The following is a 25057-nucleotide window of genomic DNA, read 5'->3' as shown; positions in this document are numbered from 1 at the left end:
CCTTCTTGGTTTCGGGACTTACGGATTTCAGGAATTTTCAGGGGTGCGGGCGGAGCGCTCGTCGGTGAGGGCGGCCAGTGCAGCGGCGATGTCCTGCTTGACGGCGGGTTGGGTGAAGAGCAGGCTCTGGTCCAGCGTGGTCTGCCGGTACCAGACGGTGTCCTTGCGGAACGCCGCGGCGCCGGCGCGATCCTGGGCCTCGATGGTCTGCCACACTGCCGCGTAGGCCTGTGGGTCGTCCATGATGTCCGCGAGCGGGGTGTCCAGCGAGGCCGCGCCCGGCTCAGCCGCCGGCCCGGCGTCGGGAACGTCCCAGCTGTGCCGGCCGGAGCCCACAACAAACTCTGCGGAGCCGTCCGGGAGCGAGACCACGGCGGTGGTCCCCGGGGGCACGGTTGCGTCCACCAGGATCCGGTCACCCACGCGCTTCCACCCGACCTTGGCCAGGCCGTAGGGAGTCTCGTGCGACGTCGACGCCTGCGTAAGGCTGCTGAGCGGGCGGGGTGCGATGGCCAGTTTCCGGTACCCGGGCGCCGCCGGGGCCAGGCCGGCGACGGTGCGGTGCATCCAGTCGGCGATGGCGCCCAGCGCGTAGTGGTTGAAGGAGGTCATTTCGCCGGGGTTGACGCTGCCGTCCTCCAGGATGGAGTCCCAGCGCTCCCAGATCGTGGTGGCGCCCTGCGTGACCGGGTACAGCCAGGAGGGGCACTCGGTCTGGGTGAGCAGCCGTTCGGCGGCATAGAGGTGGCCGGTGACGGTCAGGGCGTCGGCGATCAGCGGGGTGCCTACAAACCCGGTGGCGATCCGGTAGCCGCCCAGCCGGGCGAGGTCGGCGAGCCGGTCGCCCAGGGCCTGGCGCTGGGCCGGGTCGGTGCTGATGCCGAACATCAGTGCCAGCGAGTAGGCCGTCTGCGCGTCCGAGACCATCCGGCCGGCGGGCGTGACGTACTCAGCCAGGAATGACTGCCGCGTCTCCTCGGCAAGCGCCGCGTAGGTGCCGTTGTCGGCGTCGTTCCCCAGTACGGCGGCCGCCTGGGCCACGAGGTCCAGGGACCGGAACAGGTAGGCGCTGGCCACAATGTCGCCGTGGGTGCGGGCAGCACCCGGCTTGTCCGGCGGCGCGGCGGGGTCGAGCCAGTCGCCGAGCTGCATCTGGCCCTGCCACAGCCCGGACCTGTCCCTGACTTTGAGCAGGGCATCGGCCCAATCGCGCATGCTGGGATACTGCCGGCGGAGCAGGCCCGCGTCACCGAAGCGCTCAAACAGCACCCACGGGACCACCGTGGCGGCGTCACCCCAGGCGGCCACCGGCGATTCGAGCATGCCCAGCACGGAGGGCACGATGATGGGGACCACGCCGTTGCGGTGGCCCTGTTCGAGGGCAAGGTCCCTGAGCCATGAATCCAGGAAGCCCAGCGAGTCGTACAGGTAGCTGGCGGTGGGGCTGAAGACCTGGATGTCGCCGGTCCAGCCCAGCCGCTCATCACGCTGCGGGCAGTCTGTGGGCAGGGCCAGGAAGTTGCCGCGCATCCCCCAGAGGGCGTTTTCGTGCAGCCGGTTCAGCAGCGGGTCGGAGCACTCGAACCAGCCGGTGCGGCGCATGTCGTTGTGGATCACGACGGCGGTGATCGCCGCCGGGTCCAGCTCGCCGGGCCAGTTGTCCACCTGGGCATACCGGAAACCGTGGAACGTAAACCGCGGTTCCCATTCCTCCTCGCCTGCTTCCCCGATGCCGCTGCCGGCGAGGGTGTAGGTGTCGGTGGCGGCCGCCTGGCGGAGCGGACGGAGGGACAGTTCGCCGTCCTCAAGGACTTCAGCGTGCCGGAGCGTGATGGTGTGGCCCGCCTCGCCGGTGACCCGGATCCGGAGGCGGCCCACCAGGTTCTGGCCGAAGTCCAGCACCGTGGCGCCGGAGGGTGTGGTCAGGACGTCCCTGACGGGCAGTTCCTCGATGCGGCGCACCGGCGGGGCGATGGCCGGGGTGGCCTCAGCCCAGTCCCCGTTGGTAACCGGCGCGGGGAGCCAGTGGGCGTCGTCGAACCCGGGTTTTGACCAGTCCGCTTCCGTGCGCCGGGCGTCGAAGGCCTCGCCGGCGTAGATGCCGCTGGACACCAGCGGGCCGCCAGTGAAAGCCCGCCAGGCCGGGCCGCTGGCCACGGTTTCCCGCGTCCCGTCCGTGTATTCGAGGCGCAGCTCCACCTTGACCGCTGGCTGCTCGCCGTAGAACGGTTTGGCGAAGCCGTGGAAGCCGTACTTTTCCGTGAACCAGCCACCGGCCAGCCAGACGCCGATGGCGTTGGCGCCCGGAGCCAGCAGGGCCGTGACGTCGGTGGTTTCGTGGTTGAGCCGGTCCGCGTAGGCGGTCCAGCCCGGCTTGAGGATCTGGTCGTCCACCTCCGTGCCGTTGATTTCGGCCTGGTATACGCCGTGTGCGGTGGCGAACAGGGTGGCCCTGGCCAGCCCCTCCCCCACCGTGAACTCGTACCGCAGCTGGCCGGGCTGCCCCAACGCGGGTTCTTCCCCGACCGGGGACGGCAGGCCGATTGCTTCCGCCTGCCACGGCCCGTCCACAAAACCGCCCGCCAAGGCCAGGGGCGCACTCCAGTCCGTCGTGCCGCCGTCGTTCCCGGAGACCCTGACCTCGACCTCCACTTGCTCGCCGGCCGCGATAGGCCCGAAGGGCCACTCCACGAGCACGGACTCCGCGCCTCCGAGCACCGCCGATTCCGTCATTCCGCCGCGGCTGAGCCGGAGTTCGGCCCCCGTCTGCTGCCAGTCCGTGCTCCCGGTGGCCGTAATCCAGCTGAGTCGGGGCCGTGGCTCGGCCACGAACGGGGTGTCCGTGCGGTACTCCGCGGTCAACCGGCTGACGGCGGCCTGCTGGCGGGTGGCTGACTGCGGTGTCAGGGTCGTGTTTGTCACGGAAGGCCTTTCAGGCGGAGTAGTCAAGGGGATCGGGCTGGTTGCGTACCTAGCGGGGTTCGCGGCCTTCGCTGCTGAACCAGTCGAACGAAACCGTGCCACTGCCGGCAAAGACGCCGGAGACCCGTCCGGTGAACGACGCGGCGGTCTCGGCCGAGAGGTACCGGCCGTCGAGCTCGGCCAGGGTGACCGGTTCGCCGTTGATGACTGCCTGCAGCGCGATGGTGTCCGAGCTCAGGCTGCCGATGGCGTTGTCCGGGTTCGGCTCCCGGGTTTCGATCCGCAGTTCCACCGGCCCACGGGGGGCCGGGTGCGTCCAGGTCTGTTCGATCGAGGAGATCCGGGCCCGGGCTGTGATGGTGGTTCCGTTCGTTTCGATGGAGTAGTGGTGGGCCTCGTCGTAGCGGACGGCCAGGCCGCCGGAACCGTTCTCCCCGGCGTCCACGAGGGCGGCGATCGTCTCCACCTGGGACTGCTGGCGGCGGCCCAGGAACGCGGGCCGGGCGTCGTCGAGGCCGGTGCCGTCACTGGTGAGTGTGAGGCGGCCCGGGACTTTTTCGGTGGAGGCAAACGCGCCGGGGAAGCGCCGGACGGCGATCCAGCCGCCGTCGAGCTCTGCATCTGCGAAGTCATCCTGGAATGCGGTGCCGCCCTCGCGGGGATTCAGGATGACCGGTTCCGCGACGGGCCAGCCGTCCTCCCACGTGACCGGGGTGATGAACGTTTCCCGGCCCAGTGCGGAGAAGGCGCGGGTCATGCCCTTGGGGCGCATGCCCAGGAGCACCATGGCCCAGCCGCCGTCGGGGGTTTCCACCAGGTCGCCGTGGCCGGTGTTCTGGATGGGCCGGTCGGTGCTGCGGGCGCTCAGGATGGGGTTGGCCGGGTTGCTCTCGAACGGTCCGGCCGGGGAGGTTCCGCGGGCGATGCTGACGCTGTGGCCGCGCTCGGTGCCGCCCTCGGCGATCATAAGGTACCAGTAGTCGCCGCGCTTGTAGAGGTGCGGCGCCTCGGGGAACATCAGGCCGGTGCCGGACCAGACGCTGCGGGGTTCCTCCAGGGCCTTGCCTGCCTCGAGGTCAACGCGGACCTGGAGGATGCCGCCGTGTTCATTGATGTTTCCGGTGACGGTGTCCAGCCCGGAGTAGGTCATGTAAGCGGTGCCGTCGTCGTCCCAGGCGAGGTCCTGGTCGATGCCGATGGCGCCTTCGATGGCGAGTCCGTCGCTCCACGGGCCGGCGGGGTCCTTGGCCGTGAACACCAGCGTGCCGCGGGCCATGGCGTCGGTGACGGCCACGTAGAACAGGCCGTCGTGGAACCGGATAGTGGGCGCCCAGGCGCCGCCGAGGGTGGGGACGTCGCGGGAATCCAGCTGGCCTTCGCGGTCCACCACGTGGCCGATCCGGGTCCAGTTGACCAGGTCGGTGCTGTGGTAGACGGGGATGCCGGGCAGGTATTCGAACGTGGAGGTGGCCAGGTAGTAGTCCCCGCCCACCTTGACGATGCTGGGGTCCGGGTTGAAGCCGGGGATCAGGGGGTTGGGCAGGTTCATGCGGCGCCTTCCTGGTCTGCTGCGGACAGCGTCAGTGTGGTTTCGAGCGGCAGGTCGGTGACGGACGTGCCGGTGCGGAGGGTGTAGTTGCCGGGTTCGTAGGTCCAGCCGTTGTCCCAGTAGGCCAGGAGGCGGGTGGGGACCTCCAGGACGGCCGTCACGGTTTCGCCGGGTTCTGCCCGGACGGGGGCGGAGGCGACGAGCCAGCGGACGGGGCGGTCGACGGCGGAGCCGGGCTTTTCGGCGTAGACCTGGACCACGTTTTTCCCGGCGCGGGTGCCGGTGTTGGTCAGGGTCACGGTAACGGGTACGACGGCGCCCGGTGCGGCTTCTGCGGGGGCGTCGGCGGTGTTCAGGGTCCAGTCGGTGTAGCCGAGGCCGTAGCCGAATTCGTAGGCGGGGGTGGTGCCGGCTTTGAGCCAGGCGCGGTAGCCGATGTGGATGCCTTCGTCGTAGGTCAGTGTCCCGTCCGGTGCGGGCGTGACGTTGATGACGGGCACATCCTCCTGGCTGGCCGGCCAGGTGGTGGGCAGCCGGCCGCCTGGTTCGGTGGCACCGGTGAGGATGTCGGTGAGGGCGTGGCCGAATTCCTGGCCGCCGAAGTAGCCGATCAGGGTCGCGGCCACCTCGTCGCGCCAGGGCAGCAGGACGGGTGAGCCGGAGTTCACGATGACGATAGTACGGGGGTTGGCGGCCGCGACGGCGTGGACCAGGCGGTCCTGCAGGCCGGGCAGTTCCAGGGAGGTCCGGTCGTAGCCTTCGGATTCGACGCGGGAGTTGGTGCCCACCACAACGACGGCGATCTCGGCCGCGCGGGCGGCCTCCACGGCGTCGTGGATCAGGGCGTCCGGGTCAGTATCGTCCGCTTCCACGCCGATGGTGATGGCCAGGGCGTTGGACAGGGCACCGGCGCGGTCGGCGGTGTCCAGTTCGATCCGGACCTCCAGCGGCACCCCCGCGGTTGCCTGGACTTCAACGGACGCGGACGGCGGGGCCAGGAACGCGGCGCCGAGGTCGGTGCCGGTGGCTTCGATGGTGGCCTCGTGGGCGAGGATGCCGTCGACAAAGATCCGTCCGTGGCCCACGGTAGCGAAGCCGAGCCGGACCTGTCCGGTTTCATCCGGGGTGTAGATGGTGTGGAACTGGACGGTGGAGGACGCGGCGATGGGGGCATCGCCGCCGAACCAGACCAGGGCGGTGGAGCGGCGGTCCTCGGCGTAGAGTTCTTCGCCGTTGGAGTCCAGGAACCGGACCCGGACGCCGGGGGTCCCGGTGGCGGGGTTGGTGATTTGTTCAAGCGGCAGCTCGGCGATGCCTTCCTGGACCACGGCTCCCACACTGTAGGTGACGTTTTCCTTGCCGAAGACCTCGCGGATCCCGTCCAGCGGGGTGACGATCTTTTCCGGGACCACGGTGGCGGAGCCGCCGCCCTGGGTGCGGGCGTAGCGGGCGTTGTGGCCGATCACCGCGACCTTGGTGACGGCGGCAGGGTCCAGCGGCAGCACGCCGTCGTTCTTCACCATGACCGTGCCCGCGGCGGAGGCCTCACGGGCGAACGCGATGGGGTCCTCACGGTCCACGGGTTCGGCGGCCACGGGCTCGAAGCCTTCGAGGGCGCCGACGCGGGCGGCGAGCTGAAGGATCCGGAACACCTTGCGGTCGATCGCGGCCTCGGCGACCTGGCCGGACTTCACGGCCACCACCAGGGCCTCGCCCCACGGGCCGTCCGGGCCCGGCATGACGAGGTCCTGGGAGGCGTTCGCGCTGTTAATGCTGCGCACGGCCGTCCAGTCGCTGATCACCACTCCGTCGAAGCCCCATTCGCTGTTCAGCGGGGTTTCGAGCAGGTCGTTTTCGGTGGCGGTGGCCCCGTTGATGGAGTTGTAGGCGCTCATCACCAGCCACGCCTTCGACTCGACGATGGCCTTTTCGAACGCGAGCAGGTAGAGCTCGCGCAGCGGCCGGTCGGCGACCTTGACGTCCACGGTGAAGCGGTCGGTTTCGGAATCGTTGGCGATGTAGTGCTTCGGGGTGGCGCCAACTCCGTTGCGCTGCACCCCGGACACATAGGCCGCGGCGAGTTCGGCGGTGAGGACGGGGTCTTCGCTGAAGGCCTCGAAGTGCCGGCCGCCCAGCGGTGAGCGGTGCAGGTTGATGGTGGGGCCAAGGACAACATCGACGCCCTTGCGGCGCGCCTCGACGGCTGAGGCGGCACCGAGCCGGTCAGCGATCCCCGGATCCCAGGAGGAGCTGATCGCCGCTGCGGAGGGGAAGTTCATGGACGGCTCGCGCTCGTCCCAGACTTCACCGCGGACCCCGGTGGGCCCGTCGGAGAAGAGCATCCGGCGCAGGCCGATCTTCTCGAGGGGCCAGGTGGTCCAGAAATCGCGGCCGGTCAGCAGCTGGACCTTCTCGTCGAGCGTCAGGTCAGCCAGGAGGGACTTCAGCCGGGCGTCAGTGGTCTGGTCAGTGGTTTCGTCGGCGTTCGGGTGAGTGGTGAGGGTATCCATGGTGGCTTTCTTGGCTGTTCCTGCGGAGGACGTATCGGTGCTTATGCTGCTGAAGGTCAGGCGACGCCGGCCTGGACGTCCTGCTCCTGCTGGAGTTCCAGGAGCCGGAGCCTGTCGGCGCGGTGTTTGGCCTGCCGGTCCGGATCGGGGATGGGGGCGGCCATAAAAAGCCGCTGCGTGTAGGGGTGTTCGGGTGCCCCGGTGACCTGCTCGCCGTCGCCCCATTCCACGATCTCGCCGTGGTACATCACGGCCACGCGGTGGCTGAGGTGCCGCACAACGGCGAGGTCGTGGGAGACAAAGAGGTAGGCGACGCCGGTGCGTTCCTGGATCTCGATGAACAGTTCCATGACCCGGGCCTGGGTGGAGAGGTCCAGGGCGGAGACAGGCTCGTCGCAGACAATCAGCTTCGGGTCCAGGGCAAGTGCCCGGGCGATCGCCACGCGCTGGCGCTGGCCGCCGGAGAATTCACGTGGCAGCCGGTGCGCGGCACCGTGCGGCAGCCTGACTTGGTCCAGGAGTTCGGCCACGCGCTTGTTGGCGGCCTGGCGGTCCACCTTGCGGACCGTGAGCGGCTCGGTGAGGATCTGCTCAATGGTCATGGACGGGTTCAGTGACGTGTAGGGGTCCTGGAAAACCACCTGGATCTCATGGCTGAGTTCCTTGCGCTGGGCCCGGCTGGCCTGGGAGATCTCCTGCCCGCGGTACTTGATGCTGCCGCCGGTGACCGGCGCCAGGCCCAGCACGGCGCGGCCCAGGGTGGTCTTGCCCGAACCGGACTCCCCCACCAGGCCCACTGTCTCGCCGGGCCGGATGTCCAGGGAAACGCCCTTGAGCGCCTTGAACGGTTCCTTACGGAAGCCCTTGAGCGGGTATTCGACCACGACGTCCTTGATGTCGAGCAGGGTCTCGGTCATGACGTCACTCCTTTCAATTCCATGGGACCGGCGGACTGGCCGTCGGCTGGCGCCGCGGTGGCCTTCCCGGCGGTGTACTTTCCGCGGGGTGCCGTGTCCTCGAGGATCGCGTCGAGCAGCTGGCGGGTGTACGGGTGCCGGGCATCGTTGAAAATGGCCCGAACGGGTCCGGTTTCCACCACCCGGCCGGTCTGCATCACGGAGACCCGGTCACACAGGTCGGCCACCACGCCGAAGTTGTGGGTCACCAGGATGACGCCCATGTTCAGTTCGTCCTGGAGCTCGCGGAGCAGGTTCAGGACTTCGGCCTGGACGGTGACGTCCAGGGCGGTGGTGGGTTCGTCGGCGATCAGCAAATCCGGTTCGCAGGACACGGCGCCGGCGATCAGGACGCGCTGGGCCATGCCGCCGGAAATCTGGTGCGGGTAGGCGTTGAAGGTGCGTTCCGGGTTGGGGATGCCCACCTTCGCCAGCAAAGCCAGCGCGCGTCTGCGGGCGTCTGCCTTGGAAATCCCCAGGCAGACGCGCATGGGTTCGGTCAGCTGGCTGCCGATGGTGAACGCGCCGTCCAGGTTGGACATGGGTTCCTGCGGGATGTACGCGATGCGCTTCCCGCGGACCTTGGTCATCTCCTTTTCTGAGAGGTGTGCCAGGTCCTTGCCCTCGAAGAAGATGGACCCGCCGGTGATGCGTCCGCCCTGCGGCAGGAGCCGGAGGATGGAGAACGCGGTCTGCGTCTTCCCGGACCCGGACTCGCCCACCAGGCCGTGCACTTCGCCGCGGCGTACTGTGAGGCCCACGTGGTTGACCACGTGGGTGGTGGAACCGTCGGGCTGGTCGTAGCCGACACCCAGGTCTGTGACTTCCAGCAGCAGCTCGCCGGCGTTTTCATTCGGTTCGTCGGCGTGTACGACGGCGGCGGCACCGCGCTTCTCTGCGGCACCTTCGGCGTCGGCTGCTGCGGCCGCTGCCGCGGCTTTGCGGCTTTTCTTCACCGGTCCGCGGCTGCGTTCCAGTTCGTCGCGCATGGCGTTGGCCAGCAGCGTCAGGGCGATGCAGACCAGGCCGATCATCAGAGACGGCCACAGGACCAGGGTGGGGGATTTGAAGATGTTGATGAAGCCGTCGTTGAGCATGCTGCCCCAGGTGGGGATGTTCAGGTCGCCCAGGCCCAGGAACTCCAGGCCGGCCTGGATGGCGATGGCGATGCCCAGGACCATGGCGGACTGGATGATGACGGGTGCCCGGACCACGGTAAGGATGTGCCGGCCGATGATCCGGAAATCGCTGAGCCCGGAAACCCGTGCCGCATCCACGTAGAGCTCGTTGCGGACGGCGGTGACGGAGGCGTAGACCAACCGGAAGAAGGCGGGCGAGAGCAGGACGCCGAAGATCATCATGGACAGCCACATGGACGGGCCCACCACGGCACGGGCTGCCAGCAGCACCACCATGCCGGGAAGGGCCATCATCAGGCCCGTGACCCAGGAGGAGACCGAGTCGAACCAGCCGCCGTAGTACCCGGCGATCAGGCCGGCGGTGACGCCGAGGACCATCGCCACGGCGAGGGCCAGGAGGGCGCCGGCGAGGCTGAACTGGCCGGCGAACAGCAGCCGGCTGAAGACGTCGCGGCCGGCGCTGTCAGCACCGAGCAGGTGCTGGGACCCGGCCTTGGCCAGCACATCCTGCAGGCTGGCGGTGCCCGGATCGTGGGTTGCCAGCAGCGGCGCCAGGACCGAGGCCAGGGCCACCAGGACCAGGAGCAACAGAGAAGCCGCGCCCGTGGGGTGGGTCAGGAGCCTGCGGAAAAGGGAAACCTTGGCTGCCGTCGTGGGCAGTGCGAGGGGAGTTTCGATCATGACAGCCGAACTTTCGGATTGAGCCAGCCCTGGGCGAGGTCGATGATGAGGTTGACGGTCACCACGATGGCGGCCGTCGCAACGACGACTCCCATCACGACCGGGATGTCGGCCTGGCCGGTGGCAGTAACCGTGATCTGCCCGAGCCCGGGCAGTGCGAAGATCTGTTCAACAATGACGGCGCCGCCCAGCAGCCCGATGAACTGCACGGCGAGCACGGCAAGGGCAGGGCCGCCGGCGTTGCGCAGGACGTGCTTGTAGACAACGCGGTTGAAGGACAAGCCTCGGGCGCGCAGCGTCCGGACGTAATCCTGGCGGAGAGCATCGATCAGTGAGCCGCGGACTTGCTGGACCACGGCGGCAATGCAGCCGATGGAAAGGGCGATGATCGGCAAGGTGACCGTCGCCGCCCAGCCGCCGAACGACGTCGTAATAGGGACATAACCGGTGGCCTTGAACCACTTGAGGTTCAGGGCGAAGAGGGACACGAGTCCGAGGGCGATCAGGAAGCCCGGGATGGCGAAGCCGAGGACGCCCACAAACTGGACCACACGGTCAACCCAGCCGCGGCGGACCGCCGCCCAGACGGCCACAACGATCGAGACGACGGCCGCGATGATGGTGGCCCCAAGGACCAGGGAGATGGTGACGGAGACCCGGCTGCTGACGCTGGCGCTGACGAGCTGGCCGTTGAACCATGACCGGCCGAGGTCGCCGGTCAGGGCGCTGGTGAGCCAGTCCCAGTACTGGACCAGGAGCGGACGGTCCAGGCCCAGCTGGCTGGCTTTCAGCGCAACCTGGGCGTCGCTGGCGGTGGGGCCCACGATGCGGCGGGCGATGTCGCCACCGCCTGCGTACAGCAGCAGGTAGGCGACCGTGGTGATGACGAACAGCAACAGGACACCGGAAAACAGGCGCCGCAGCACGAATCGGTACATTCGAAAATCCTTAAGGAAGGTTCCTGAAGCTGCCGGACCGGACCGCTGCGATGCGGCCCGATCCGGCAGCTGTCCGCTAGGAGGCGGGGGTAAAGGACCAGATGAACGGGTAGGCGTTACCCGTCTGGACCTCGACGTTGGTCTTGGCGTCAGTGACGAAGCTGGACTGCGGGCGGAACCACGGCGCGAACCAGGCCTGCTCCACGATGTACTTGTTCAGTTCCTTGGCCGCGGACTTCTGCTCGTCCGCAGAGCCGACGTGAACCTTGTTGACCAGTTCATCCACCTTGGGATCCTCGTAGTTGTACGGGTTCCACGGGGCGCCCGGGGTGAGCTTCATGTTGATCAGCTGCCAGTCGGACTGCTGCTCCAGGATCATGTAGCTGACGCCGTACTTCGGTGCCAGGAGGTCGGCGATGAAGTTGTTGCCGGTGTCGGTGAATTCTGCGGTGATGCCCACATCCTTGAGCTGCTGGGTGATCAGCGCCGGAATGGTGTTGCCCAGGAGGGTGGAGGACGGCAGTTTCAGCGTCAGGCCACTGGCGTAGCCGGCCTCGGCCAGCAGTGCCTTGGCTTTGGCTGGGTCGTAGGCGTACCGGGAGTCCAGCGACTTGTCATAGGCGTCCGACGACGGCGGGAACACCTGGGCGGTCAGCTCGCCGTGGCCCTGGCCGATGGAGGCCAGCAGCGCCTTCGTGTCGAAGGCGTAGTTGAGCGCCTGCCGGACGCGGACGTCCTTGAGGGCGGGGTTGGTGGTGCCGGCACGGTCGAAGAGGATCAGGCCGGACCAGTTCAGGGCCAGGGGATTGACCTTGTAGCCGGCAGCCTCGATCTCCGTAAGCGTGTTGTTGTCAATGGTGTTGGCGCCGTTCAGGGTGCCGGACTTGATGGCGTTCAGCAGGGACGTCTGGTCGAGGTAGACGTTCAGGACCAGGTTGTCGTAGTGGACGAGGTCCTTGTCCCAGTAGTCCGGGTTTCGCTTGTACGTGTAGGACGTTCCGGTGACAGTGGCTGCGGTGTCCAGCACGTACGGGCCGGAGCCGACCGGGTTGGTGGCGATGTCCGTGTTTGCGAACGACTTTGGGCTCTGCATGAACGACGCGTCCTTGGACAGGTAGTTCAGGAAGGCAGGATCCGGGGCGGAGAGGGTCAGTTCCAGGGTGGTGGCATCTACGGCCGTGGCCGTCTTCAGCGCCGCAAGGAACTGGGCGTCCGGGGAGGTCCCGGCTTTGAAGCGTTCGAGGTTCTGTTTGGCGGCGTCGGCGTTGAATGCGGTCCCGTCAGTGAACTTCACGTCATCGCGGAGCTTCAGGGTCAGGACGGTCTTGTCCGCGTTGTAGTTCCATTCGGTCGCCAGCATGGGCACCAGCGTCCCGTCCGGCTGCATGCGGAGCAGGGTGTCGTAGACGGCCTGGTAGAACGGCGAGAGGTTGGCGAATTCGGACTGGCTGGCATCGAACGTCTTGGGCGACTGGATGGCGCCGAGGGTGAGGGTTTGTGCGGACTGTTCTGCGGTGGCATCTCCACCGGCGGAGCAGCCGGCGAGGCTCAGGGCAACGGCGGCAACAACGGCGGCCATTCGCTTGGATCGGAACATCTTTGGTCCCTTTCACGATCAGTGGCGTCCACCATGGACTGCCATTGGGAAAGACCGTAACATGAAAACCTAGTGGGTACTAGGTTTTCATTTCGGATTTTTGAATCATCCCGAAATGTGACGCCACCCACAGCGGTTGACCAATTGGCTTTCCGCACGCGAAAGCTACCTTGTTAGGGTTATGCGATGACTGACACGCCTGCCACGGCGGTCGCCGAGGCACCCCGCCGGGGCCGGCCGCGGGGCAGCTACGCCAAGACCGAGGCCCGCCGCCAGGAGATCCTGACGGCGGCGTTCGAGGTGTTTTCGACGTCGGGCTACCGCGCAGGTTCGCTGAAGGATGTGGCCGACAAGGTGGGCCTGACACAGGCCGGACTGCTGCACCACTTCCCCAACAAGGAAGCCCTGCTGGAGGCTGTCCTGACCCTGAGGGACGAGGAATCCGTTGCGCGGACGGGCGCACTGACTGCCCAGGGGATTGGGTTGCTCCACGGCCTGGTGGAGCTCACGCGCTACAACACCACCATCCCCGGACTGGTGGCCCTGTACTGCGTCCTGTCGGCTGAAGCCACCGATCCCGACCATCCGGCCCACGAGTACTTCCAACGGCGCTACAACTGGGTCCGTGGCATCATGACCGACGCGTTTGACGAGCTGGACGGGCGGAGCCAGTTGCGTCCCGGCATCGTGCCCGCCGCCGCCGCACGCCAGCTCGCCGCCCTCATGGATGGCCTGCAGGTGCAGTGGCTGCTGGACAACGACTCAGTGGACATGCCCGCCGAAGTCGTCGCGTTCCTTGAGGCCATCACCACGGAAAAGTTCTAGGGGTTCCCCCTCCACCTGCCCGCAACACCCCGGCGCGAACGTACACTTACGGCCCCATCCCAACAAAGACAGCGTGAACGTACACTTGGGGCCCTCCCGCTTGGCAGCCGAAAGCCCTCCAGGAAGTGGCTTTGGGGAGTGGCTGGAGGTTATCCACATAGGGCATTTGCTTCGGGGTTTTTGGCGGTGCGTCGCAGGATGATGGGGGTATGGGAAACGCCGCAGCAGTGGATTCGATGTAGGCCATGATGGCTTCCATGGCTGCGCTGGCGGTGTTGGCGGAACGCAGCGAGCGCCGCTCCGGGTCCACCGGCACGGACCCGCTCCGTGACCGGGCAGATGCGTGCCTGGAGGGCCTCGAAGAGACTGCCCGGATGGAGGCCATGCTGGCTGCCAGGAAAGTGCGCTTCGCCGCCGGGTTCGCCAACGCAACCCGGGCGATGTCCGCTCCGGATGAGCAGCCGCATCAGCGCCTGGCCCGGGAAATGGGCGTCGTGGCGGAGGTCGCCTGTGCGCTGACGGTGAGTGAACGCTCGGCCTCTGCCCTGCTGGCCCAGTCCCACGAACTGACCACCACCCTGCCGCTGACCCAGGCCGCTTTGGAGCAGGGGTTGGTGTCGTGGCAGCACGCGAGGGTCATGGTCGACGAGGCAGCCAGCCTGAATCCAGCCGGCGCCGCAGCGTTGGAAGCCCACTTCCTTGACCCGGAAGCACCCAACCCCGCCACGTGCCCGGTCGGGAACATGGTCCCGGCGCGGTTCCGGCACAAAGCCCGGACGTGGCGGGAACGCCACCACCCGGTCAGCATCGAGAAACGCCACGCCAAAAGCTTCCTGGACCGGCGGCTGGAGTACGCCCCGGACCGGGACGGCATGGCCTGGCTCAGCGCCTACCTGCCTGCGGACCAGGCCGCCGGGATCTGGAACGGCATCACCGCCACCGCCCGGGCACTCCAAAGCCGCACCGAGGGCAGGACACTGACCCAGCTCCGGGCAGATGTCGCCGCCAAAGTACTCCTCAGCGCCGGCTTCACCACCACCAGCAACCCAATGGACGGCAGCACGGAAGCAGCCGCCGGCAGCAGGACAGGTTTAGCGACCACCAGAACCAGCACCAGACCCAGCGATGATGGCGTGGCTGGCGGTGTTCCGGTCACGGACGGGGTCGATGATGCTGTGGCTGGCGGCATTCCGGTCACTGACGGGATCGATGATGCTGTGCCCGGCCTGGTTCCGGCCCCTGGCGGGGTCGATTCTGGCCGTGTTCCGTCGCCGGCGGCGCAGGTCCTGGTGACAGTGCCGGTCTTTGCCCTGATGGGCCTCACCGACGAACCCGCCGACCTCGACGGCTACGGCCCCATCCCCGCCTCCATGGCCCGCAAACTCGTAGCCGACCGGGCATCCTCATTCCGCCGGGTCCTCATCGATCCGCGCAACGGCGCACCGCTGGAAATCGGAAGGGAAAGCTACCGGATCCCACCTGCGATGCGGCGATGGCTCAGACTCCGGGACGGGAGATGTTCGTTTCCCGGCTGCAGCAACCATTCCCTGGACAACGAAGCCGACCACATCCTCGCCTGGGCCGACGGCGGGACCACCGGTATATCCAATCTCGGGTCACTTTGCCGCAAACACCACCGGCTGAAACACTCCACAGCCTGGACACCCACAAACGCCAGCACCAACGAACCGCCCGGCTGGATTTCACCCACCGGCCGCCGGTACCAAAGCGAACACCAGGACTGGGAACCACCCCACTGGCCGGCGCAGATACAGGATTTGCTACGGGATTACGGGGCTGGAGTGCGCCCTACAGCGCCGTCAGGCCGCCGTCCACGGTGAAGATCCCGCCGGTGGCGTAGGCGGAGTCATCGCTGGCGAGGAACACCATGATGCCCTCCACATCTGCTGCAGTCCCGGGCCGACCCAGCATGGTGGAGTCCACCAGGCCGGCGCGGCTCACGGGGTCGTCAGCGATGGCCTGGACCAGGGGCGTTTCCGTGTAGCCCGGCACCACGATGTTCACGCGGATTCCGGCGTGTGCGTAATCGGCCGCCACCACCCTTGCGAGACCATGGACTCCGGCCTTGGAGCTGGTGTATGCGGTGAAGGTCTGCCCGCAGGCCACCACGGCTGTGGGGCTTCCCGTGCAGATGATGGACCCGCCGTGTCCTTCCATGGCCCGGACAGCATGCTTGAGGGTGAGGAACGCTCCGCGCTGGTTGATGGTGACCGTCTTCTCCCAGATGGCCAGGTCCAGGTCACCCACCTTGGCGTCCTGCCCGAACAGCTGGACTCCGGCGTTCGCCACCACCACGTCGAGGCTGGCGGTCTCGGCCACGGCGGCGTAGGCGGCAATTACACTCGCCTCGTCCGAAATGTCCATCCGGAGGGCGTGCGCGCCGGAAGCGCCTGTGGCGGCGGCGGCCTTTTCGGCAGCCTCCACGTTGATGTCGGCGAAGTAGACCGTGGCCCCTTCGGCGACGAACCGTTGGGCAACGGCCAGGCCGATCCCCGAGCCCGCCCCGGTGACCAGGGCAGTTTTTCCTTCAAGACGCAGACCCATCGGGGTCTCCTTTCGCTAAGGTGGCGCCGCCGTCGGAAGCCGGCAGCAAGCATGTGGGGCGGATCAGCTGGGTGCCGGGAAATCGGCTGCCGGAAAACGGACGACGCCGGCGGACCACGGTCCGAGGTCCAGGCGCCCAAGTGCAGTGTCGCCGTCGCCCGCGCCGGCTCCGTCCGGAAGCCGGACGTCCACGGCAACCGCCGCGCCGGAGAGATTACCGGCAAAAATAACCAGACCCTCCGGTGACTGCACCGGGTACAAAGTCACAGCGTCCGCATCCGCCTGCCCCGCCTCGACCGACAACACCACGGAGTCCCGCAGCGCTGCGAGTTGCTTCAGCAGTTCACCGGCCGGATTCAGCCGGCCATCGACGTCGGAAATCCCCCGCGGACCGGACGCCTCGAAGTAGCTGACGGACGCCACTCCGTCCAGGGTCAGCGCACTGATGCTCGCCAGCATCCACGCCGCGGTGAACGGCTGGTCCTGCAGTTCATCCGCTTCGGCTTCGGCATCGTCGCCGGACGTGGCCACAGCGTTGAACCGCGGCAGCAGTGTCACCGGGCCCACGTGGACAGGCCGTCCGCCCGCCAACTGCAGCGCATTGAGGGCCGCGAGCCGCTGCATCGGCACACTGTCGATGATGTGCGCGGCCTCGGTGCTGTGCATCTGCGGCGTGATGCTGAACGTCAGGGCGTCGGCGTCCGACGGCGTGCGGCTGCTGTCGCGGTTCAGTTCCGTGAAGTGGGCCCGGGTTCCGGCGAGGAGGCTTCCACCGAACCCTGCGGCACGCACCGACGCCTTAAATTCCTGCCAGCTGTCCGGCTCGGTGACATGGCTGGCGGGATGGAACACGGCGAGCCTCTTGGCTTCGGCCAGGTACGGCGCGAGTTCTGCCACTGCGCCGGCGGGGTCCGCGGTTACGGCCCGGATGTCCAGCCCGGCTCCGTGGACGGCTGCCGCGGCGGCCGCCGCCGCGTCCAACTGGGCAGCCCAGCCGGACCGGTCAGAGCCGGACCCGGCAGACTCGGATTGGCCAGCGCCTCCGGACTCCTCAACGAGCTCCACCACGATGGCGTCGAGCCCGGGGATCGCGGGGAGCAAGCCCGGCTGCGGCCCGGCAACCACGGCCAGCGCCGGAACCCGGCCGGATTCACCGCCTATGTGCGCGGTGACCACCCTGGGCCCACCGGCGTCGCCAGCGGCTGCAACGGCGGCGGCTTCCACCGCCTCCTGCGGCTCCAGGGTGGCGGCCTCCAGGAGAACGGACTGCCTGACAGTGTCCCCGGCCGCGATGTCCACCGGAAACGGGCGCGACAGCGGCGTGCTGTACGTCTTGAAGGAGGCATCCGTCCAGTTCCGCTGGTCCTCCGTCTCAAAGACGTCACCGGTGAATGACAGCCGGAAGGCTGTGCCGGCATCGGCCCACTCAAGGGCGGCGATGTCCATCAACGGCTGGTGCGGGCTGACATCGAGAGGAAACTGCGAAGCCGTGCTGCCGCCGTCGGGGTGCTCAACAGTGATGTCCTTGCCCGCGTCGGCGGGAGGGTGGAGCACCACCAGGCCGATCCGGTTGCTCCGGAAGCCGTGCGCAGCAGTACCTTCGAAGGAAATTTCCACCGTCGCGGGAGTAAAAACGGCGCTCAGGACGGCGTCATAATCCACCCCGTAGCCGGCAAACACAACGGTCCAGCGCGTGTGCAGTCCGTTGTCGTCCTGCTTGATCTCCACGCTTCGGACCGAAGGCTGCGGAGTCCTCCAGTCCTGGTCCCGGACAACAGCCTTGACGGCCCGCAGCACCGGCCTGCCCGCAAAGCTGATGTGGGCCAGCTCATCGCCCACAAGCCGGGCAGTCCACGGTCCCGCGGACAGTACCCGGACAGGAGGTGCCAGCCGGGCCTGGACGGAAGCGGACGGTTCGGGCTGGTCATCGGTCAGGGGCTGGAAAGACACGGCACTGCTCTCTGCCTTGCCCGGGGCTGCTATGGCCCGGATGCCCGGCGTTGCTGAAGCAAACTCGAAGAGGGCCTGTGAGGCAGGCCATATCCGATTATGGAATCAGCGCCACGCACAAGTCAACCGGTTGACCAATAGTCGGACTACAGAGCCCGGCCAGCGCTAAGGAAGCAGTCCGAAAAGCGCTACTGCGAGGCGTCGAAGCCGGCGAGCAGGCGCCGGGAAGCTGTGAGCATATGCGAGCGCATAGTCTTCGTGACAGCCTCGGCATCATGCGCCTCCAGGGCGGCAAAAATTTCCGCGTGCTCCTTCAGTGCCGACGCCGCATGGCCTTCGTCGGTCAGCGCGCGGTCCACCCAGATGCGCAGCAGCGACCGGATGCTTTGAAGGAGCTCCCGCAGGACCTGGTTACCGGAGCTTTCGGCGATTTCGCGGTGGAAGGCTGCGTCCGCTTCAACAAAGGCGGCCAGGTCATCGAGGGTGTCAGCCATGGTGGCGAGGTTGCCGCGCATGCGCTCCAGCGCCTCATCAGTAATCCGGTCGGCGGCGAGTTGCGCAGCCTGGACCTCCAGGCCGCTCCGCAGTTCCACGAGCTCACGCGTGCGGGGCGCGCCCAGCATCAGGCCCCAGCTCAACGTGCGGGGCAGGAGTTCGGAGATGCCGTCGCGGAGGTACGTGCCGGACCCCGGGCGGACAATGACGATCCCGAGGATCTCCAGCGCCGCGAGCGCCTCGCGCACGGCGGACCTGCCCACGCCCAGGGAAGCAGCCAGCTGGCGCTCCGCCGGAAGGCGAGTGCCGACGGCGATATCACCACTGGTGAAATAGGCCAGCAAACGCTCGGCAACCTCAGAGACAACGGAGCCCTGGCCCACTGAACCGAGCGCTGCGCTGATCTTGGCCGTCGATGCGGCGGAGTTTATGGACACCTCCCAAGCGTAGCAACCGGCTCCGCCACCAACCGCCATGATGAATTTCAAAAAACAACACGTCAACCGGTTGACCAATTTGCGATTCGCTCCTATCGTTGAAGTCACAATGCTTTAGCCGCCGGTTGGCCTCGAGTCCCTTCCGGCGTTGAAACAGACCCCAAGCCTCCAGTGACGGACGCAGCCGGGACATCAACATCTAGGAGTCAACGTGGACACCACACAATCGGTGGTCGAAAAATCCGCAATCAGGAAAGTGGCGGTACGGCTTGTCCCCTTCGTCGCGCTGATGTTCTTCATCAACTACCTGGACCGCACGGCCATCTCGTTCGCCGGCCCCAACGGCATGAACACGGACCTGGCCCTCTCGGCAGCCCAGTTCGGCTTCGCGTCCGGAGTCTTCTTCATCGGCTACATCCTGCTGGAGGTTCCCAGCAACCTGGCCCTGCACAAGTTTGGCGCCCGCCGCTGGCTCGCCCGCATCATGGTCAGCTGGGGCATCGTTTCCCTGTTGTTCACCTGGGTAGGCAACGTTGAGCAGCTCTACATCCTGCGCTTCATCCTGGGTGTGGCGGAGGCCGGCTTCTTCCCCGGCGCCATCCTGTTCCTGAGTCTCTGGGTCCCTTCCCGCCACCGCAGCAAGATCCTCGCCCTGTTCTACTTGGCCCAGCCGCTGACCACCGTGATCGGTGCGCCGCTGGCCGGCCTCCTCATTCAGCAGCACGGCCTCTTCGGACTTGAGGGCTGGCGCGTGATGTTCTTCGGCGTCGCCATCCCCGCCATCATCGTCGGCATCGTCGCCTGGTTCTACCTGGCTGACTCCCCCTCCAAGGCCAAGTGGCTGACCCAGGAAGAAAAGACCTGGCTGACCGGCGCCCTGGAGAAGGAAAAGAAGGAAACTGCGGCCAGCAACAAGCACGTCAGCGTCCGCACCGTCTTCGGCAACGGCCGCGTCTGGATGCTCTCCGCCATCTACTTCGGCTTCATCTACGGCCTGTACGCCCTCGGCTTCTTCCTTCCCACCATCATCGCCGGCTTCGAAGGCATCTACGGCACCAAGTTCGACGTCCTGCAGAAGGGCCTGATCACCGCGATCCCGTACCTGCCGGCAGCGTTCGCCCTGTACTTCTGGTCCAAGGACGCCACCAAGCGCGGGGTCAAGACCTGGCACATCGCCCTTCCCGCCCTGATCGGCGGCCTGAGCATCCCGCTGGCACTGTTCGCCGGATCCCCGGCGGCCACCATCGCCGTCATCACCATCACTGCGATGTCCATCTTCGCGGCCCTGCCCAACTTCTGGACTGTACCCACCCAGTTCCTGACCGGCGCAGCAGCGGCTGCCGGCATCGCCCTGATCAACACGATCGGCAACCTTGCCGGCTTCAGCGCAGGCTACGTCACCGGCTGGCTGAAGGACCTCACCGGCGGCTACACCGTTCCGATGTTCGTGGTGGGCGGCTTTATGCTCCTCTCCTCGATCCTGATGGTGGTGCTCAGCCGCTCCGGCAAGGTCAGCGAGGGCATTCCCGCAGAGGCACTGGATCCCCAGGGAGCCGGACACCACTCCGAGCCTTAACAGACCCGGGGGCGCCCGCCTTACCCGCGGGCGCCCCCGCACCAATTCACTAACCGGTGGTCGAGCCACCGGAGCGAGCAATAACTCCAGGAGCTTTCCCATGACCCGCCTGTTCAACGAACCCGCAGCCTTTGCTGACGAAATGATCGAGGGCTTTGTCGCCTCCCACGGCCGCTGGGTCAAGCGCGTCTCGGGCGGCGTTGTCCGCAACACCAAGAGCACACCGGACACGGTGGCTTTGGTGATCGGCGGCGGCTCCGGCCACTACCCCGCCTTCGCCGGGCTGGTGGGCCAGGGCCTGGCGCACGGCGCCGCAATGGGCAACCTCTTCGCTTCCCCGTCCGCCCAGCAGGTCTACAACGTGGCCAAGGCGGCAGCGAACGGCGGCGGCGTGCTCCTGGGTTACGGCAACTACGCCGGCGATGTCCTGCATTTCAACCAGGCCCAGGACCGCCTCCGTAGCGAGGGCATCGACTGCCGCAGCATCGCCGTCACCGACGACGTTTCCTCCGCCCCGCTGGCCGAGCGGGCCAAGCGCCGCGGCATCGCCGGTGACCTGACCGTCTTCAAGGTCGCCGCTGCGGCCGCGGAAGCCGGCTACTCCATGGACTCAGTCGTGGAGATCGCCGAACGCGCCAACGACCGCACCCGTTCCTTCGGTGTCGCGTTCACCGGCTGCACCCTGCCCGGCGCGGACCACCCGCTGTTTTCCGTGCCGGAGGGCCGGATGGCCGTGGGCATGGGCATCCATGGCGAACCCGGGATCGACGAGACGGACGTTCCGACGGCGGATGAGCTCGCCGAGCTCCTGGTCGCCAAACTCCTCACCGAAATCCCCGAAGGCCTCGAGACCAGCGGTGCCCGCGTGGTCCCGATCCTGAACGGTTTGGGCAGCGTCAAGTACGAAGAACTCTTCGTCGTCTACCGCCGCGTCGCCCAACTCCTCGCCGAGGCCGGCCTGGAAGCGGTGGACCCGCAGGTCGGCGAACTCGTCACCAGCTTCGACATGGCCGGCACCTCCCTGACACTCTTCTGGCTCGACGACGAACTCGAAACCCTCTGGAACGCCCCCGCCGATGCCCCGGCCTTCCGCCGCGGCGCCGTCATCGCCGCCGCCCTGGAACCCTCCGACGCCGATGACCTCACCGAAGCCGAACAAACCATCCCCGAGGCCACCGAAGAGTCCCGCGCCGGAGCCGTCCGCGTCCTCGCAGCCCTCGGCGCCGCAAAAGCCGTCGTCGACGCCAACGCCGACGAGCTGGGCCGGATCGATGCGATCGCCGGAGACGGTGACCACGGCATCGGGATGGAGCGGGGTGTCCGCGCCGCCGTCGCAGCCGCGACGGACGCCGTCGCCCGCGGCGCCGGTGCCGCCACCACCTTGCACTTCGCCGCTGACGCCTGGGCCGACAAGGCCGGCGGCACCTCCGGTGCGCTCTGGGGCATGGCCCTGCGGGCCGTCGGTGACGCCGTCGGTGACAGCAAGGCGCCCGACGCAGGTGCTGTCGCCAAAGGTGTCGCTGGCGCCGCGGCCGCGATCATGGACTTCGGCAAGGCCAAGCCCGGGGACAAGACCCTGGTGGACGTCCTGGTCCCCTTCCGCGATGCCCTGGCATCCGGCGTCGACGCCGGGAAGTCCCTCACCGAGGCCTGGGCCGCCGCTGCGGTGACCGCGGAGCAGGCCGCCGAAGCAACCGCCCAGCTGCTGCCCCTCATGGGCCGCGCCCGCCCGCACGCCGAGAAGAGCCTCGGCACCCCGGACGCGGGCGCCGTGTCCATGGCGCTGATCATCCGAGCCATCCACAACACTTTCGCCGAGGCGAAAGCTGCAGCAACCATAAAGGAGAAAGCATGAGCGCCAAACTGCGCCTGATTGTTGGAGCCGACGACGCCGGTTTCGAATACAAGGAAGCCCTGAAGGCTGATCTGGAGGCCTCCGACCTGGTCGAATCCGTCACCGATGTCGGGGTGGATGCCACCAGCCACACCCCCTACCCGTCCGTGGCCATCGCCGCCGCCGAGCTCATCGCCGCCGGCAAGGCCGACCGCGCCCTGCTGGTCTGCGGCACCGGGCTCGGCGTGGCCATCGCCGCGAACAAGGTCCCCGGCATCCGCGCCGTCACCGCGCACGACAGCTACTCGGTTGAACGCTCCATCCTGTCCAACAACGTCCAGGTCCTCACGTTCGGCCAGCGCGTTGTTGGCCTGGAGCTCGCCCGCCGGCTCGCCAAGGAATGGCTGACCTACACGTTCGACGAAACCTCCGCCTCGGCCGAGAAAGTCACCCTGATTAAGGACTACGAGGGTGTCACTTCCTGCTAAGAACCCTTCGGCCCGCGCCGGAGAATCCACTGCACCGAAGGCCATCATCGGCGTCAGCCTGAAGATGTACTTCGGCTACCAGCGCTCCGTGGATTACTGCCGCGACGTCGCCGCCATCGCGTTCGCACACCCGGCCATCCAGAACGGCGACATCGAGCTCTTCGTCCTGCCAACCCTCCCGGTGCTTCCCGAAGCCGCCCGGATCCTCGGCACCGCCGGGGCAGCCGCGGGCGCCCAGGACATCTTCTGGGAAGACGAAGGCGCGTTCACCGGCGAGGTCGGCGGCAGGACCGTGGCCGAACTCGGCGGACGCTACGCCGAAGTCGGCCACGCCGAACGACGCCGGATCTTCGGCGAAGACGACACCGTCATCGGGCTGAAGACCGCCGCGGCCTACCGCAACGGGCTCACCCCCATTCTGTGCGTCGGCGAACTTCACGCCGGTTCCCCGGAAGAGGCCATCGCGCAGTGCTCCGCGGAGATCGACGCCGCCCTCAACCGCGCCCAGTCCCTCGGACCCGCCGGCCGGACCATCGTGGCCTACGAGCCGCAGTGGGCCATCGGCGCCCCTGAACCGGCAACGCCTGAGTACATCAGCGCCGTCATCACCGGGCTCGACGCGCACCTGCGCGCCCTGCCCGGCCAGGCGGACAGCCGCGTGATTTACGGCGGCAGCGCCGGACCCGGCCTGATCACCAAGCTGGACTCCGCCGTCGCCGGCCTGTTCCTGGGCCGCTTCGCGCACGATCCGAAAGCGCTGAAGACTATCCTGGACGAAGCTGCTGCGCGGCTGGGCCTGCTTGCGGGAACGGCGGCCAAAGCATGACGGCCACCACCGGCTCACGCATCGGGCAGGGCTCCCGGATCGGGCTGAGCAGCTACGCGTTCTTCTGGCAGCTCTCGGACAAGGTCGCCGAACCGCTCAGCATCCACCAGGCCCTGGAACGGACCGCCGCCCTCGGGGTGGACCTGTTCCAGGTCTGCGACTACGCCCCGCTCGAAGCCATGACGGACACCGAACTGGAAGCCGTCCGGGCCACTGCGGACCGGCTGGGCATCGCCCTGGAGCTCGGCACCAAGGGCATCCGCCCGGAGCACCTGCGCAAATTCCTGCACATCGCCGGGATCCTGGGCTCGCCCCTGCTGCGGACCATGTTCAACGTCCCGGGCCACACCCCCACGGCGGAGGAAGCGGTAGCGATCTTCACGGACGTGCTGCCGGAGTTCGAGGCCGCCGGGGTGAAGATCGCGGTGGAAACCTACGAGCAGGTGCCCACCTCGCTGATCCTTGACGTGATCCGCGCAGTGGACAACCCGTCCCTGGGCATCTGCTCCGACCCGGCCAACACCGTCGCGGCGCTGCAGATGCCGCGCGAGGTGATTGACGCCGTCGCACCTTACGTCCTGAACATGCACGTCAAGGACTTCGCGTTCAGCCGCAAGGACGGGTGGGTCGGGTTCACGTACGCCGGCGCGCCGCTCGGCCAAGGCCTGCTCGACTACGACTACATGGTCAGCAAATTCCAGCCCCACCAAAGAAATATCAACCAGATCGTCGAACACTGGCTGCCATGGCAGGACTCCGAAGCGGAAACCATCCGCCTCGAAAACCAGTGGACCCAGCAAAGCATCGAATTCCTAAGGAGCAAGTGAAATGTCAGCAGAAAAATTGACCGTAGCCGTCATCGGAGCCGGTGGCAAAATGGGAATGCGCGTTTCCCGCAACCTCCAGAAGAGCAACCACACCGTCTTTTACAGCGAGAACTCCCCCGCAGGCCAGGAACGTATCCAGGCCGAAGGCCGCACCACCACCTCCACTGAGGACGCCGTCAAGGACGCCGACGTGGTCATCCTCGCCGTCCCGGACACCGTCCTCGGCGTCGTCTCCCAGGGCGTGGTCCCCCAGCTGAAGGCCGGCGCGATCCTGCTCACCCTGGACCCTGCCGCCGCTTACGCCGGCCTGCTGGCCAAGCGCGACGACGTCGTCCAGGCCGTTGCGCACCCGTGCCACCCCTCCGTGTTCCTCGAGCGCACCACCAAGGAAGAATGGGCCGATACCTTCGGCGGCGAAGGCGCCCCGCAGAATGTGGTCGCCGCGATCGACGACGACGCCACGGAAGAGACCAAGGCAGCCGCCGAGGCCACCATCCGCATCATCTACGCGCCCGTCATCGACGTCCACTGGGTCACCGTTAAGCAGCTCGCCATCCTCGAACCCACCCTGGTGGAAACCGTGGCCTGCATGATCGGCACCCTGCTCAACGAGGCCCTGCACGAGACCGTCCACACCGCCGGCGTCCCCGAGGAAGCGGCCAAGGCCATGCTGTTCGGCCACGTCCAGATCGCCCTCACCAACGCCCTGCGCGGCTCCAACCCGTTCTCCGAAGCCTGCGAAATCGCCATCCAGTACGGCAAGGACACCATCATCAAGGACGACTGGAAGAAGATCTTCGACGACTCCGAACTCGACAGCGTCATCGCCAAGATGCTCAAACTCGACGCCGTCAAGCACTAGCAGCCACAGGCGGCCCTTTGTCCGGTGGTTGAGCTTGTCGAAACCCGTGTTTCGACAAGCTCAACCACCGGACTTTGTCT

At 67.3% G+C, this 25057-nt stretch carries 18 protein-coding genes; 8 read left to right on the top strand and 10 right to left on the bottom strand.

Features of this window, described 5'->3' with window-relative positions:
• Positions 1-27: 27 nt before the first annotated feature.
• The 7 genes from EYS21_RS06365 to EYS21_RS06335 form a co-directional block, all read right to left on the bottom strand.
• Positions 28-2922, bottom strand: coding sequence for an alpha-L-rhamnosidase (locus tag EYS21_RS06365; protein ID WP_242633308.1), 2895 nt, complete (start codon positions 2920-2922; stop codon positions 28-30).
• A gap of 49 nt (positions 2923-2971) precedes the next feature.
• Positions 2972-4471: a glycoside hydrolase family 43 protein gene (locus EYS21_RS06360; RefSeq protein ID WP_131132340.1), complete on the bottom strand. Its 1500-nt coding sequence runs from the start codon at positions 4469-4471 to the stop codon at positions 2972-2974.
• Positions 4468-6981 (bottom strand): glycoside hydrolase family 3 C-terminal domain-containing protein, encoded by a 2514-nt coding sequence (locus EYS21_RS06355; protein WP_131132339.1) that lies wholly within the window; start codon positions 6979-6981, stop codon positions 4468-4470. Before EYS21_RS06355 ends, EYS21_RS06360 begins: the two co-directional genes overlap by 4 nt.
• 56 nt (positions 6982-7037) lie before the next feature.
• Complete coding sequence (locus EYS21_RS06350) at positions 7038-7898, bottom strand: ATP-binding cassette domain-containing protein (protein WP_131132338.1); 861 nt, start codon at positions 7896-7898, stop codon at positions 7038-7040.
• Positions 7895-9757, bottom strand: coding sequence for an ATP-binding cassette domain-containing protein (locus EYS21_RS06345; protein ID WP_131132337.1), 1863 nt, complete (start codon positions 9755-9757; stop codon positions 7895-7897). Before EYS21_RS06345 ends, EYS21_RS06350 begins: the two co-directional genes overlap by 4 nt.
• Positions 9754-10695 (bottom strand): ABC transporter permease, encoded by a 942-nt coding sequence (locus EYS21_RS06340; protein WP_131132336.1) that lies wholly within the window; start codon positions 10693-10695, stop codon positions 9754-9756. The genes EYS21_RS06345 and EYS21_RS06340 overlap by 4 nt, the downstream gene beginning before the upstream one ends.
• Before the next feature lie 76 nt (positions 10696-10771).
• A complete protein-coding gene (locus EYS21_RS06335) occupies positions 10772-12292 on the bottom strand; it encodes an ABC transporter substrate-binding protein (RefSeq protein WP_131132335.1) in 1521 nt (506 codons plus the stop codon).
• Positions 12293-12478: 186 nt separating this feature from the next.
• Here EYS21_RS06335 and EYS21_RS06330 point away from each other — a divergent pair, with 186 nt between their 5' ends.
• Complete coding sequence (locus EYS21_RS06330; protein ID WP_131132334.1) at positions 12479-13117, top strand: TetR/AcrR family transcriptional regulator; 639 nt, start codon at positions 12479-12481, stop codon at positions 13115-13117.
• A gap of 257 nt (positions 13118-13374) precedes the next feature.
• Complete coding sequence (locus EYS21_RS06325) at positions 13375-14958, top strand: HNH endonuclease signature motif containing protein (protein ID WP_242633317.1); 1584 nt, start codon at positions 13375-13377, stop codon at positions 14956-14958.
• Here the strand turns inward: EYS21_RS06325 and EYS21_RS06320 are convergent.
• The 3 genes from EYS21_RS06320 to EYS21_RS06310 form a co-directional block, all read right to left on the bottom strand.
• On the bottom strand, positions 14927-15682 hold the full coding sequence (locus EYS21_RS06320; protein ID WP_131132332.1) for an SDR family oxidoreductase: 756 nt from the start codon (positions 15680-15682) through the stop codon (positions 14927-14929). The two genes, EYS21_RS06325 and EYS21_RS06320, sit on opposite strands and share 32 nt — an antisense overlap.
• A 63-nt stretch (positions 15683-15745) precedes the next feature.
• Positions 15746-17632: a hypothetical protein gene (locus EYS21_RS06315; protein WP_131132331.1), complete on the bottom strand. Its 1887-nt coding sequence runs from the start codon at positions 17630-17632 to the stop codon at positions 15746-15748.
• Between the two features lie 188 nt (positions 17633-17820).
• Positions 17821-18564, bottom strand: a complete 744-nt coding sequence (locus EYS21_RS06310) for a FadR/GntR family transcriptional regulator (protein WP_131132330.1) — start codon at positions 18562-18564, stop codon at positions 17821-17823.
• A 211-nt stretch (positions 18565-18775) separates the two neighbouring features.
• On the opposite strand from EYS21_RS06310, the gene EYS21_RS06305 reads away from it, so the two are divergent.
• The 6 genes from EYS21_RS06305 to EYS21_RS06280 all read left to right on the top strand — a co-directional run bounded on the left by EYS21_RS06305 (position 18776) and on the right by EYS21_RS06280 (position 24977).
• On the top strand, positions 18776-20140 hold the full coding sequence (locus EYS21_RS06305; RefSeq protein WP_131132329.1) for an MFS transporter: 1365 nt from the start codon (positions 18776-18778) through the stop codon (positions 20138-20140).
• A gap of 100 nt (positions 20141-20240) precedes the next feature.
• Entirely contained in the window at positions 20241-21995 is a 1755-nt protein-coding gene (locus EYS21_RS06300; RefSeq protein ID WP_131132328.1) for a dihydroxyacetone kinase family protein, read from the top strand.
• Positions 21992-22462: a ribose-5-phosphate isomerase gene (locus tag EYS21_RS06295; RefSeq protein WP_131132327.1), complete on the top strand. Its 471-nt coding sequence runs from the start codon at positions 21992-21994 to the stop codon at positions 22460-22462. Before EYS21_RS06300 ends, EYS21_RS06295 begins: the two co-directional genes overlap by 4 nt.
• Entirely contained in the window at positions 22446-23288 is an 843-nt protein-coding gene (locus tag EYS21_RS06290) for a triose-phosphate isomerase family protein (protein ID WP_242633307.1), read from the top strand. Before EYS21_RS06295 ends, EYS21_RS06290 begins: the two co-directional genes overlap by 17 nt.
• Entirely contained in the window at positions 23285-24115 is an 831-nt protein-coding gene (locus EYS21_RS06285; RefSeq protein WP_131132326.1) for a TIM barrel protein, read from the top strand. The genes EYS21_RS06290 and EYS21_RS06285 overlap by 4 nt, the downstream gene beginning before the upstream one ends.
• 1 nt (position 24116) lies before the next feature.
• Complete coding sequence (locus EYS21_RS06280; protein ID WP_131132325.1) at positions 24117-24977, top strand: phosphogluconate dehydrogenase C-terminal domain-containing protein; 861 nt, start codon at positions 24117-24119, stop codon at positions 24975-24977.
• Positions 24978-25057 lie beyond the last annotated feature (80 nt).

The organism is Arthrobacter sp. S39 (genome assembly GCF_004320525.1).
Taxonomy (GTDB): domain Bacteria; phylum Actinomycetota; class Actinomycetes; order Actinomycetales; family Micrococcaceae; genus Arthrobacter.
The sequence above is the reverse complement of the archived record's forward strand: the minus strand, read 5'-3'. Positions and strand labels throughout refer to the sequence as shown.